Below are 13,574 nucleotides of genomic sequence, written 5' to 3' on the forward strand. Positions count from 1 at the left end.
GGCCTCATGGCTGAGCACGGCTGCGTATCCGGCAGCATCGCGAAACGCCTCAAAGGGCGGCATCTGGATATAGTCCATGACCGGCGAGTAGTAGGCCTGGTTGCCGCCGTGTCGGATCACCGCGCCGGTATTGCGGAAGAAGCGATCGGCGCTCTCGATGCGCTCGACGGGATCCCGCACCTTTGCCGACGGTGCAGAGCAAGTGTCGGGTAGCCCGTCTATCTGCTCGATATTGAACACCGAATAGGCCTTCAGGAACGGGATTTCCCGATCGACATCATTACCGTTTCCGTCGGCCACCGACTTGGTGAAGCGGCTGGCGAAGACGACCGTCGAGCCCGTTTCGCCCTTCCTCACAGCCCCACCCAGTTCGAGGGCCTGCTTGAAGGTCATCCACATCGAGGAGGAAAAGCCCCGTGACATCTGCTCCGACCAAAGGAGCAGCACATTCATGCCCGAATAAGGGAGGCCGTTGTGTCTCATCGGCCGGGTGATCCGCCCATCGGTATTGACGACGCTCCATGGTTTCATCCAGGTACGCACGCCCTGTTCGAGATCCTCGACGATCCGATCTGTGATCCGCGTGTAGATGTCGACACGCTCAGATTCCGCTTTTTTTGTCACGACTTCTTCTCCTTTTCTCAGGACCGCACCTATCGCGGCCCGTCACGGAGGTCCGAAGTCAGGGGCCGATGGTGCGCCGATGCACCGGAACGGCCGCAACAGCGTGGAGGACGGCGAAGCCGTTGCATGGGCGCCCGGCTCCTGCAGGAACGTCGAGCGGGACGGGCCGCGACAGGCGCGTCTTCAGCCTTCATTTTCGACTTGGAAAAGGCCGGCGCCTACCGGCGCCAGCTAGAGAGAGAGAGAGAGAGAGAGAGAGAGCGGGGCGTTGCCCCGCCGACGGCGTCAACCGAAAGCTGCCATTTGCGTTTCTGCCGCCTTGCGGTCGAGGGTGCTACCCAGGTTCTCGACCGGGCGGTCGAACGGCTTCCAGGTTTCGCCGATGACCTGTTCATAGGCGGCTACCGCGCCCTCTGCTGCCATGCGCAATGCGTGGGACTGCACCCCCATGTCGGCCGCGAATTCCCGTTTGCGCTGCGCGGCGCTGTCATAGCCGACGGGACCATCGAGATCCTCATCGCGGCTGTCATTTGCCGCCTTGGCCGTCGCGTCACGCGCCTCCGTGACGGCGCGGGAGTAAAACTGCCCGGCGCCATGCGCGGATCCGACGAAGGCTCCGACGATGCGCTGGAGATGGATCTGCATCGCTTTTTCGCCAAGGCCTTCGGAAAGGCTTTCGGCGGTTTCGACGATCAGCCGCTCATGCAGGTTGCGGATGCCATCGCCATCGACGAGCGCCGTGCCGAAGCTTTCGGCGATCTTGAATGCCTGGGTGGCATCGGGGCAGGAGAGGCGGACCATTTCGAGGGTGGTCCCGCGGCGGGATTGCGACGACCGGGGATTGGAGCGGTTAGGGGTAGAGGGCTTGGCCATGTCTGTTCCTTCCTTGGCTGCCGAAGCGGTCCCGGCCCGTGCCGGTCTGCCCTTCGATGCGGACGAACAGGAACCGGCAAGGGACGGGTGGCTTCACAGGTCCGATCTGGCTGAACCAGCGGGACAGGTTTGCGGACAAGCAGGTTTTGACCTGAGCAGACCGCGAGCCTGCCCTCGCGCAGAGAGGCTAAGTCGGCCGCCCCGCGGCGCGCAAGCGGCCTTGAAACGACCGGCCGCCGGTTCAGACCGCAGCGAAACAGAAGGGCAGTCCGGCACGGGTCCGATGTCAGGAACAAGCCGTAAAGGGACGACATCGCCAAGTTCGCCACACTGGCACACATCATTTTGCACGGTGGCGAGACGCCCGCCAACCTCATACTGTTTCCCAGCCGACTGTCTTCGTAGCTATCGCGCGCGAGGATGATCGCGATGCTCGAGTTCGTCGATGACTTGCTCTTGTGCCGCCAGCCTGCGGTCAAGTCCGTCGAGTTCGCCCCACCTTTCGAAGACAAGCCGCTCGACAAGCTCCCGATGGTAGTGCCGTGGACCGCTTCGGTGACGCGCCCGGCTCCGCACCTTCACTGTTGTCGCCTGCCGTCCGGCGCGCGCCGCAATCTGCCGGCTAAGACAATTGAGATGCCGCTGGGTCTCGCGCCGTGCACTGACTGCCTTCGCCAGAGGTTTTGAAGCGAGGACGTCGATCATGATCCATCCCCTCCGCTTCGCCAGTCAATGAAGGAGGATGGCCCGTGATACTCAACATGACGGGACGGATCGATCACGAAGCCAAACCGGCCTCGCCCAGCATACTCTTCGCTCGGCACCAGGAAACGACGCTCATCGTTGTCTGCTCGCAGGTTACCGCCGACGACCGCCACGACCTCGGTCATGCCAGGATGCTGATCTGACAGAATTGCCGATATGACGACATGGTCTGCCGCATGGCGCTTATCGAAGGCGTGGCGATCCTTGACCCAGCTTTCGCCCTCGGCCAGCTTGCAGCGATGGATCACCTCCCACGCATCCGGCCAGGTATTGCGGACGGTCTTTTCGGCCAAGGAGTGCTCGTGCCCTGTGAACAGCTCCGGAAAGCTGATCGCCACGATCGCCCATTCACAATCTTCCTCATACCAGGGCGTCTCCTTCCGCAGCAAGAGATGAACCTTGGCATTGCGATCCGCCGAAAGATGAAAACCGCCATGCCCGGCCGTCATGTGCGCAATAACGCCCTCGGCATAGATGACCGCCATCTGCGATCCACCCCAGGGGGTGCTTGCCGACATCCGGGTCTGCACGCGGTTCAACTCGGCCAGATCGCGTTTATGTGCTGCGGTCTCGGCAACACGCGTCCGGAATTCGGCTTCGTCAGCCACCCGGCCGTCATGCCCGATGAAGTCGGCGCGCGTCAGATCTGCCAGCGGCCGACGAACGGCGACGGCGCTCGCAAGGAATGCGAAGCCGCTGGGCGATGTGACCAAGGCAAGGACCAGGTCATCTATGCGGGCGACGGGCAAGCCGTCCGCACTGGTGGCAAACTCCACCCCCGAAACATCGGGGGTGGGTGCGGTCACATTCGAGTGGAGGATGGAGGTCATGCGGCTGCCCTTTGATCGAAATCCTCGTTCTGCTCATTGTGGACGGGCAGCTCCGCATCCTGCGGCTCGCCGTCCACCACATCGACGGTTTCTTGTTCTGGCTGATCGCCCGACGGATCATCGAGATCGCTGTCTCCGTGATCCTGGGATCCGGCGCCGATGACATCTGTGGCAGCGCCTGCCCGGATCCATTCGAGCAGTTCGTCGGTCGGCGGCGCGAAGCGGCCCGACGGATGGACGAAGTGCTCGGTTGAGAAATGTTCGACGAGCGCTGCCCGAGTTTCGCGCACCTTCTGCCGCAGCTGGATCGACGCCTCAGCGCAAGACGCCTCCAGCGCCTGGCGCGACAGGCACAAGAGGAAGTCCTCCGAGCCCATGTTCGGCAGGAATTCGTCGGCGCCGATCGCATCGCCGGCGATGCGCGCAATCATACCGCTGTTCGACATGCCGCGGCGGCACGAAAGTACGTCGACCAACACGGAGCGGACGGCAACCCGAAGCGTATCCTGATCGAAGGCGAGCTTGCCATGCTCGTCAAACAAGCCCACGACATGACGCGAGAAACGTTTCCCGCCGTAGAAGGTCCCGTCCGCGCCGGAGTCGACGCGCACGTTCTTGCCGGCGAATGCCAGCACCATCAACGCCATCAGCATGTCGTCCTCGATGGGCGCGCGGCCCAACGCGTCATGCAGGGCATCGGTGCGGAAGTCACCGATCATGTCATGACCCTTCTGGGTGACGTCGGGCCGAACCTTCGGAAGGGCAATCGCATCGCCATCTTCAGCGCCACCCGTAGAGCCATAGTCGCCGGGCCCCTTCGGCTTCGCGGCCTCCGGCATGCGGTAGTGTACCGTCTGCACCTTGCCGTCGCGATCGAGATAGAGCGCCGCGTGGTCGGATTTGGACGGCTTGCCGTATACCTGGCTCGCCTTCTTTGGTAGTTCCGGCTGGCCCCAGCTGTTGACCTCGACGATCCCGCCACGCTTCGGCAGATTGCTGGTCATCCATTCATGCTGGGCGCCGAGGAAGCCCTCGACATTCGTGGTGTAGCGGCCATCCTGATCGGCTGGTGCGAAGAGATCCTCCACCCACTCGATACCGTAGGCCTGAGCCAGATCGTCACCGAAGCTCGCGTCCCTGGCATACATGCGCCTCTTGGTCAGTGCGTTTGCGATCTGCCACCACGATGCCGTGTCACCCTTCTTTGGCTTGTGCGCCTTCCAGACCTCCTTCTGGTCAACCTGACCGGCGGCGGCGATCACGCGCAACTGCTGTTCGGATGGCATATCGCCCAGAGCCATCTGTTCAAGCATGGCCGGCAGAACATTGGCGAGCAGACGCAGCTTGCGGATCTGTCGGACGGAAAGGGCGAGAGCGACAGCAATCGCTTCTTCAGTCCACCCGAGAGCAACGAGCCTTTCGATGCCGCGCCACTGATCGACAGGATTGAGCGGTTCGCGGACGCTGTTTTCGACCATCGAGCGCATCGCGCCGTTGTCGTTCGCGGCGTCGGCCACGAGAATTTCGATTTCTTCCAGGCCGGCGGCAATCGCGAGGCGCACCCTACGGTGCCCGGCGTCGATGATGTAGCCGTTACCGCCATCCGCTTCAGGCGCGACCACCGGTGGCTGCACGATGCCGACGGCCTTGATCGTCGCCAGCATCAGCGCATCGGCCTGCGGCGAAGACTTCGACTGGCGCATCCGGTCTGGATTTTCTTTCAGGGCGCGTGGGTCAACCTTGATGATTTGCATGATGTTATCCTTCCGGGGAGTTCCGGACCGGCGCCTTGCCAGCCCTTCCTGTCTTCATATTTCTCGAAGACATCTCCCGGACCGCCGATCGGCCGGACTGACGCAACTGCAACCGAGCATCCCTGCTGCGAGGAACAAGCGGGGTGACAGCCCTGCGAAGGGCGAGTGGCCGGGATGGCGGAGGTGGCGGTTGAGCAACCGCGTCGGCAGGAGGACCGATCAGCGATCGGTTCATTTCCTCCTTCTTCTCCTTCGTTCCTCTATGGAAAGACCTGTCCCCGCAGGCTGCGGCGCGAATGGCGCCCGGGACCTTTTCAGGAAGCGAAAACGCAAAAAGGGCGCTCGACCCGCGAGGGGAGCGCCCTTTGTCTAACCCGGACGACGCCGAAAGCCATGGCCAAGCGCCATGTGCAGGACATCATCTGAACGGGAAGTAATTGTCAGATATGGATGAGGTCGAGAAATTACAAGTCTCGACCTCATCATTGCAGCGACGGGACTGGAGCCCGGCCGCTGGGCCAGGCTGGGCTTGCCTTCTTATGCAGCAATCGTTTCTGCATCAGCGATAGCGGAGGCCGCCAGTTGCTCCTCGACGTCGCGAAGTTGCTTCTTTTTAGTGTCGAGCTCATCGCCAAACTGGAATGCACCGCCGATGCGCGACTGATAAGAACGCAGACGGCGCTCGGCCTCTTCGAGACGCCGACGATACTGGTGCAGTTCCTCTTCGAAACCGTCGAGGCCATGCTCAAGTCGGGATATGGCACCGAGCGGCGTGACCGTGATCGCCAAATCGATCTCGTACTCCGCGCCGGTCCGCTGAAGCAGCGTCTCGTAGCGATAACCATCGCTTTTGCCAAAGCGCTCACCCTCGTAGACGAGATCGAAGCCACCCATCGTCGCCAGATGCACCTCGCCCTCCTGCTGCAGCTGGAGAAGCGTGAGGATCTCTTTCATCAGCGCGCGGCCGGCCTCCTTGCGTTCTGTATGGTCTTGGCCGAGCACCGTCATGGTGAAGGCGTCGCCACCGGTTGGAAGGAGGCGTACAATGTCCTGGCCTATCTCCTCGATGCGCCGGGTCGAGACCTCGATCTCGCGCTCGGCTTCGCGCATCTGTCGGCGCACGGCATATTGGTCATCCTCGTGGGCTGCGCGCAGTCGTTCGAGCCGGGCGATATCGGCCTCCAGTCCGGCCTTTTGCATCAAACGTTCGTCGCCTGAGGCGATGGCCTTGGCCATGGCAAACTGGTTGGCGGCCCCTTCTCCGACGTCTTCCAGGCGCCGGATCGACGTATCGCCGGAAAGCGCAGCTGAAATGAACCGGGCTTTCCGCTCGTTGTTCTGCCACATGCTGGCATCGAGTGAACCCTCCGTGGCATAGGCGAAGATATCGACCTCGTCGTGCTGATTGCCCTGCCTAACGATCCGGCCCTCCCGCTGTTCGATCTGCGATGGCAGCCACGGGACATCGAGATGGTGGAGCGCCTTCAGCCGAAGCTGGGCGTTGACGCCAGTACCCATCGTCTCCGAGGAGCCAATCAGGAAGCGGACTTTTCCAGCTCGTACATCGCCGAACAACCTCTGCTTGGCCTCGGTCTTCTTGAAGTCCTGCATGAAGGCAATCTGCGATGCCGGCACGCCGAGCCGGATCAGTTCGTCGCGGATGAACCGATAGGCCGAGAAGCCGCGGGTCTTTTCGACATTGATCGTACCAAGATCGGAGAAGATCATCTGGGCGGCGCCGGGGAGGTCAAAGTCCTTGCCGTCGGGGCGGCGATAGATTGCCTCGCCGGTCTCCTTCCATATCCGGTGGGCATTGCGCACGAGCAAATTGAGCTTGTTGTCCTCCTCGTTGTCGGTCGCCGGCATGACGAAGCGCAGATCAATCGCGGCGTGGCGACCATCGGTGATGACGGAGAGCAGGATATCGTCGCCGGGTTTGGCAGGCCCCTCGCGCTTCTCGATCGCCTTGATCCGGCCATCGAGCATCTGCTGATAGGTTTTGAAGAGCGCCGTCGGCTTGGCAGTCAGGATCTGTCGTCGGCCGGTGGAGAGGTTCGGGACCTTTACGTACTGCCGGAGATCGTCCGGCATGACGACGTCGGCAAAGGACCGGAACAGGGCGATCAGCTCGGGCACGTTGACGAAGGAGGCGAAACGACTGACCGGCTTGTACTTGCCGGATGGCTGGATCTCCAGTTCGGTCGTTGTATCCCCGAAGCAGGAAGCCCAGGCATCGAACTCATGCAGCCCACGCTCGGCGAGAGCGGCATGGCCGAGTAGGCGCTGGATGGAGAACATTTCGCCAAGCGTATTGGTGATCGGCGTGCCGGAGGCAAGAACCAGTGCGCGGCCAGGGTTCCGCGTCTCGATGTAGCGGGATTTGACATAGAGATCCCAGGCCCGCTGCGAGCCGTTGGGATCGATGCCCTTCAGCGTCGACATATTGGTGGCGAAGGAGAGCTTCCGGAATTCCTGCGCCTCATCGACGACGATCTGGTCGACACCGATCTCGGAGATCGTCAACAAATCGTCCTTGTGGGTTGCAAGGCCTTCGAGCCGCTCCTGCAGACCCTCCTTCAGCCGCTCGAGGCGCTTGCGCGAGACGCGGTCCTCGCTGTCGACCTTGGTCAGAAGTTCCTCGTAGAGCTGCAGCTCATCCTGGATCATCTGCTGCTCGAAGGCGGAGGGGACGGCGATGAAGCGGAAGGCCGAGTGGGTGATGATGATCGCATCCCAGTTTGCGGTCGCCGCCCGCGACAGGAAGCGGGCTCGCTTGTCCTTCGTGAAATTGGTCTCGTCGGCGACGAGAATGCGCGCATTTGGATAAAGCGCCAAAAACTCGCGCGCGGCCTGCGCCAGGCAATGACTGGGAACGACGAGCATGGCTTTGGCGACCAGGCCAAGACGGCGCTGTTCCATGATAGCCGCCGCCATGGTCATCGTCTTGCCGGCGCCGACGGCATGAGCGAGATAGGTCGAGCCATCTGATATGATCCGCCAGATGCCGCGTTTCTGGTGCCCATAAAGAACAAAGGCGCCAGAGGCGCCGGGAAGTTTGAGATGGGAGCCGTCGAATTTACGCGGCGCGATATTGTTGAAACGATCGTTGTAGTCTCGGGCCAGCCGATCGGTGCGATCCGGATCGGTCCAGACCCAGTCCTGAAACGCCTGCTTGATCCTCTGCAGCTTGTCGCGCGCAGCCTCCGTGTCAACGACATTGAGAACCCGCCGCTCGCCATCGACATCTCTGAACACGTCCCATACCTGCGGGACCCGACTGTTGAGAGCGTCGGCCAGCAGGTCGCCAGCATGGCGGCGGCTGGTGCCCCATTCGGACGTGCCGGCGGCGCTATAGCCGAGCTGTCGAGCCTCCACCGTCCAGGAACCGAGTTCAGGCATATGGTGAATGCGGATGTCGGCTTCCATCTTCTCCTTCACGAAGGCGACTACATCGGCGGCCGGAATCCATGGCGCACCGAGACGAGCCGTGATGTCGGAGGGGCGAAGATCGGCCGGTTGCACATCTTGGAGAGACCTAACGTTCCGCTCATAGGCCGGATCAAGCTCAGCCGCGGCCTGCGCGGCGACAAGCTTGGTGCGAACGGCCCCGGAAAGATACCCATCGGCCGTCTGCCAGGATCCGTCGGCAGGGTCGCGGAACACTGCATCACCCAGCTCGTGGACGACGACTGCGGGATCGCTGTGCAGGAGCTCAGCGATATGGTCGAGATCGACTTGCCCGCGTTCGTTCAGCACGACGGCGAGCGCATCGGCCGGAGACGTGATGGTCGGCGCAGCTGGCGGCGCGATCACGCGTTCGGAAAAGATCGGACCGGGCTTCGCCGTATCGGTCTCCAGATCGTAATCCTCGATCGACGCAACCAGCCAGCAATCCGGATCGTCGCGGAACGGTGCAAGGTTTGGCTGGCGATGGGTCTCCTTGACCTCGCCAGTCTCGACATCTTGCTGGATGGAGACGGTCGTGTGGTTGATCGGCCCGAAATCGCGCACAAAACTTGACCAAGCGATGCGCAGCCGGACCTGGAGATCGCGCCAAGGCCGATCAGTCTCCTGTGCTTTCAGGACCTCGCGCACCGCATCGCGGATGGGGATCAGCTTCGCGATGATGCGGACGTGCTTTTCCGGGGTGCCATCACAGGTTCGGCCCTTGCGGACCGTGATCGGCACGGCGGCGCCGTCGAGCATCTGCATCAGACCCTTTGCCCGGTCCATGAAGAAGCTGCCCTCGCGAACAGAACGATCTTTCGGCTGCAGATCAACGATCTCGGCCAGTTCGTCCTCCAGATCGATATCGATCGGCGTGGGCTCGCCGTCATAGTGATCGGCCGGCAAGAGATCGATAACACCGGCGAGGGCGGTTTCGAGATCCTGATCAGCACGCGGTTGGCAGGTATATGTCTCGCCAAACGGCCCGGACTTCATCGCGTGGGTACCGAGCACGAAATCGGGGTGCCGGGCAAACCACCTGTTCACGCGGATGGCTCCTTCGTCATCGGTAGCGGGCCGGACCTCATCAACATCGAGCCACAGCTGATCACCTTCCGGCTCGCCAGGTTTGCGCTTGCGGAAGAAGAGGATGTCGACGACGACGTCGGTCCCTGCATCGCGGCGAAAGCTGCCCTCGGGCAGGCGGATCGCCGCGATCAGGTCAGCGGACTTTGCGATATGCTCTCGCGCCGTCGTATCGGCCTTGTCCATCGTACCGTGCGATGTGACGAAAGCGGCGAGCCCGCCTGGCTTCAGGAGATCGATCGACCGGGCAATGAAGTAGTCGTGCAAGCGAAGGCCGAGCGCCCGGTAGGCCCGGTCCGATCGTACGGTGCGGTCGGAGAAAGGCGGATTGCCGATGGCGAGGTCGTAAATCGGGGCCAGATCGGTGCGTGCGAAGTCGCCGTTGATGATGCGAGCCTTCGGCTGCAGCAGGCCCGCGATGCGAGCGGTGACAGGATCGAGCTCGATCCCCGTGACATAGGCAGCGGCGCGGTAGGGCTCCGGCATGAGGGCGGGGAACAGGCCCGTGCCAATCCCCGGCTCGAGAACGCGGCCGCCCCGCCAGCCGAGCTTTTGGATCCCTGTCCAGATTGCCCGGATGATGAACTCGGGTGTGAAATGGGCGTATTGTGTGCAGCGAGCCAGCGACGCATAGTCAGCTCCAGAAACGGCGATTTCGAGTGAGGAACCGAGATCGTCCCAACCCCGCCGGAAATCGACCTCACCCGGACGGCGGAACATGCCGTTCGCCAGCTCGCCAGCGCCGAAACCGGTGAAGCGGATAAGCTGTGTCTGCTCCTTGGGGGTTGCCGGTCGGGCCTGTTTGGCAATGCCGTCGGCGACGAGGATCGCCGCGACGTTGGTGCGGGCGCGATCCTTCCAGGAGGTGCCCAGATCGCGGTCGCCGTCGAGATAAAAATTTCCCCGAAGTCCTGCCCGCCGGGCAGGTATGAAAGAGGCTGGCAGGGCGGGTGCTGGCGCCGGAGGCATGGGATCCGGGTCGTCGTCATTTGCAGCATCAGGCGAGAAACCGCCAAACGCGGTGACGCCGAACCCGATGCCGGAGGACAGGGCCGAGTTGCCGAACATGTCGAAGGTAAAAGGGTCATTACTCATGGGAAGCTCCTTTGAAATGATGGCGCGCGCCATCGCCCGGTCGAAAACTCGACCGGCTAAGGCGTCGGAGTTGTGAAGGCTGGTACTGGCTCAGGCAGCCAGGGGTGAGGGGAGGTGACGCAGATGCACCGGCAGCTTTGCCGCGATCTCGTCATCGCTGAGCATTTCAAGCAGCTTCAGGAAGGAGCCTTCTTTGCCGCCATACAGCATGACCGTGCGATGGCCCTGCATTGGCTTCGGCCAGCGGATGCCGGAATAATCCCGATAATCGTCTGCGGTGGTGCTCCAGATGTGCTCGAGACGCTCTTCGCGGCTCATCGCCCGAACGGGTCGGGTCTCGCGGTCGAGGATCGCGGACCGCATTGTCTCAACCGAGTTCGGATCGGAGAGGTCGCAATATGTGTGAAAGTATCGGACGGCATCATCGATGCGCATCGCGTAGAAGACCGAGGTTACGGAACCAGTCATAAACTCACGCATCGCGAAAATTGGGCCACGCATCCATAGGGGCGGCAGGATGTCGAGCATGTAGGCGTAGGAGGTCTCGTCGATCTCGAACCATTCGCCGGCGTAGACGCCAGACTGATCACCATGGAAACGGTCTGGACGTTTGGCGTGTCTGTCGAACATGCGGAACATGTCGCTGCGCCTGGCCACGCCCTGAAACACTTTGCGGGGGAGGGATATCGAAGTCATCAGCTTGATCCTTTCGGGGTTGAGACCGAAGCTGGTGCTGTCGTTTCGACCTCACTGTCCTCTTCAGTCCTTCATCACCCCTCCCGCGTTGCTGCGTTCGTGTCCGGACGGGTCAAGGGCGGGCGCATGCCGGGCGAAGCTTCCCTTGATGCGGCCGGCGCGCATGCGGCAGGCCTCTGCTTTCTCTCACCGTTTCTTTCCCGTTTTTCCCTTTCCTTGTTCTGGAGGACCTGATTCCAATCCTCTGTCGGTGGCCGGAGACGCTGCCAGTCGCAGCCCACGCTCTCCGCGATGATACGAAGTCGTTCCGCATAGGCATCGCCTTGTGAGTTGGCATCGGTTGCCGCGACAAGATTGCTGCCCGGTCGGGCTGCAAGATCTGCAAGAGCGGCATCTGTCGCGGGAGACCAGCCGCCGCCCGTGCTGAGATAGAGTGTTCCCGCGCGGAGCCCCTCGAGCGCTGCAAGGCTCATCGCGTCTATTGCTGCCTCGGTGACGCAAAGGCGGGAAGCATCGCTTGGACCGAAGCGGAAAAGAACCTTCGAGCCTCCAGTAGAAAATCCCCGCCAGTCGGAGCCGCGCTCCTCCCAACCGACCACCCGACTATTGTTGTCGAAATGAGCCGCCCACATGCTGCCGAAAGGTCCTTCTCGAAGGACCTCCTCCCGGATCGCCTGCCGCACAATAGCGGTTGGGACACAGCGCGCCCCGGACAGGTAGCACCAGGCGCCGGAACCGGACGACGGCGCGCGCCGGTTTCGCCAGCGCTCGCCAATGTCTTGCACCGGCCCTGACCTCTGTTGAGATTTCCATTCCGGCCGGGAAAGCTGAAATCCGATCAGTGATGCGACGACGTGAGCTGCGGGCGGGAATGGTATCCTTTCGACAAACATGGCCAGAGCGAAGACATCACCTTTTTCGTCGCTGAGGGGATCGAACCACCCACGCCCGCCGTGTGTCACTATAATTATCCTGCTGCCAAGCCGATATTTCACGGCACGGCGCGTGCTTTCTTTCAGGTCGATCTCAAAGCCGGCCTTCTCGAGCACAGCTTCGCAGCTGACTTTGGCGCGCAGCGCCTCCAATTCTTCTCGTTTCATTTTTTCTTCGGCCGCAGCGCGGCCGTCCCTCTTGCTTCCCGAAAATTGCGGGGCATCTTCAACCCGCCGCGAAGAGCGGAAGGGGCAAGGGCGCGGCAATCAAGGTGCAAATTTGCACCTGCCGCGGCGCAGCTTCCCTTGCGGCTGACAGGTCGCCAGCGGCAGGGCCTAGCAGGCCTCAATGAGACCCGCGCGGGAAGTACTCATGCACGATCTCCAGATCGTCTTCGTCATCGAGTTCGTCGGACGGAAGGACGCCGAACTCATCACCTGACTTGAAGAGTGTGATTGGGACCATCAGGTCATTGCAAAGGTGGAAGGCGTGGGACTGAGCAAGGGAAAGATCATGTGCCATGTTGGGATGCTCCATCGGAAGCGGGCCAATTCCCGCTGATGGCTCCTCAAAGGAACAGGTACGGTCGCGATCACCGCGAAGGCGAAGACGAAGCGGCGGCAGCTTGCTAGCCGACCCCTTGCGGGTTGATCGACGGAGATCCGGACCTGCTCCAGGACGCCATCAAATCAAAGCGGGTTTGGTCCACGTCCGAGGTGATTTCCCAATTCACATGTTCTGTCACCAGCAGCAGTAACTGGGCTCAAACGCACATGCTTTCCAGCCGCGTTTCGCGCGCGTTTTGGTGTCTGTTGTAAAGTTCTTGGGAGACATCGAGCTTCCGTCGCATGTTGGCCAGGATTTGCGCTGATACTTCGAAAGCGCCACAGCAAACAGGGAAACGACCGAAGCCCACAGCTCTGCCCAGTTCGTCTGGCTTCGCGCCAGCCCGTTCATAAACCCTCTTCATATGCGGTTCGTAGTTCGAGATCAGCGTATCTATGCCGTTGTCGAGCGCAACTTCACAAAGCGCCAATAGTAGAAGGCCAAACGCTCTCTCTGGACGCAAATCAGGCATCTTTTTCATCAAGGCTTCATCGTCGATGCACATCCGGGTCCCTTCCCAGATCGATGGCGCAACCAGGTCGCACGAGCTCGGAAATGTCTCCCGAAAGACATCAAAGAGAAGGGTAGGGCCTGTGGTTGGCATCAAGCGAACGGACCCGTACAGCTGAGACGCGGTTTCGTCGCACCAAATGAGGTAGGCCGGGTTCAGATCGTCGTAAACGTCCCTTTCGTAAGCGCCCGATATACTCACTTTCCAGCCAAGCTGGTCTGCAAAGACGCGCTTTCTCAAGCGGAAACTCTGATCGAGAAGGGCTCCATATCGCGGGTACTGGTGAGCTTGAATAAGAAGATACATGTCGGTCTCCAACGTCTAATGCGTTGCAACATGCAGATGTCACCGGTG

9 protein-coding genes are annotated in these 13,574 nt (G+C 61.5%); all 9 read right to left on the reverse strand.

Annotated features, from left to right (window positions below; genetic code table 11):
- Positions 1 to 624, reverse strand: a 624-nt coding sequence (locus ACQZ5Y_RS23695; protein ID WP_174060393.1) for an ArdC-like ssDNA-binding domain-containing protein, incomplete at its 3' end; no start/stop codon positions are given.
- Positions 625 to 909: 285 nt separating this feature from the next.
- Positions 910 to 1,497 (reverse strand): hypothetical protein, encoded by a 588-nt coding sequence (locus ACQZ5Y_RS23700; RefSeq protein ID WP_121557915.1) that lies wholly within the window; start codon positions 1,495 to 1,497, stop codon positions 910 to 912.
- 405 nt (positions 1,498 to 1,902) lie between these two features.
- A complete protein-coding gene (locus ACQZ5Y_RS23705; protein ID WP_121557914.1) occupies positions 1,903 to 2,202 on the reverse strand; it encodes a hypothetical protein in 300 nt (99 codons plus the stop codon).
- Entirely contained in the window at positions 2,199 to 3,092 is an 894-nt protein-coding gene (locus ACQZ5Y_RS23710) for a DUF7007 domain-containing protein (protein ID WP_121557913.1), read from the reverse strand. The genes ACQZ5Y_RS23705 and ACQZ5Y_RS23710 overlap by 4 nt, the downstream gene beginning before the upstream one ends.
- Positions 3,089 to 4,846: a ParB/RepB/Spo0J family partition protein gene (locus ACQZ5Y_RS23715; RefSeq protein ID WP_121557912.1), complete on the reverse strand. Its 1,758-nt coding sequence runs from the start codon at positions 4,844 to 4,846 to the stop codon at positions 3,089 to 3,091. The genes ACQZ5Y_RS23710 and ACQZ5Y_RS23715 overlap by 4 nt, the downstream gene beginning before the upstream one ends.
- Positions 4,847 to 5,383: 537 nt before the next feature.
- Entirely contained in the window at positions 5,384 to 10,474 is a 5,091-nt protein-coding gene (locus ACQZ5Y_RS23720) for a DEAD/DEAH box helicase family protein (RefSeq protein WP_121557959.1), read from the reverse strand.
- Between the two features lie 90 nt (positions 10,475 to 10,564).
- Positions 10,565 to 11,170, reverse strand: coding sequence for a DUF1419 domain-containing protein (locus ACQZ5Y_RS23725; protein WP_121557911.1), 606 nt, complete (start codon positions 11,168 to 11,170; stop codon positions 10,565 to 10,567).
- Positions 11,171 to 11,244: 74 nt separating this feature from the next.
- Positions 11,245 to 12,270, reverse strand: coding sequence for a DUF3991 and TOPRIM domain-containing protein (locus ACQZ5Y_RS23730; RefSeq protein WP_233283744.1), 1,026 nt, complete (start codon positions 12,268 to 12,270; stop codon positions 11,245 to 11,247).
- 596 nt (positions 12,271 to 12,866) lie between these two features.
- Positions 12,867 to 13,526: an acyl-homoserine-lactone synthase gene (locus tag ACQZ5Y_RS23735; protein WP_121557909.1), complete on the reverse strand. Its 660-nt coding sequence runs from the start codon at positions 13,524 to 13,526 to the stop codon at positions 12,867 to 12,869.
- Between the last annotated feature and the right edge of the window lie 48 nt (positions 13,527 to 13,574).

The organism is Agrobacterium sp. A3-95, from assembly GCF_053521785.1.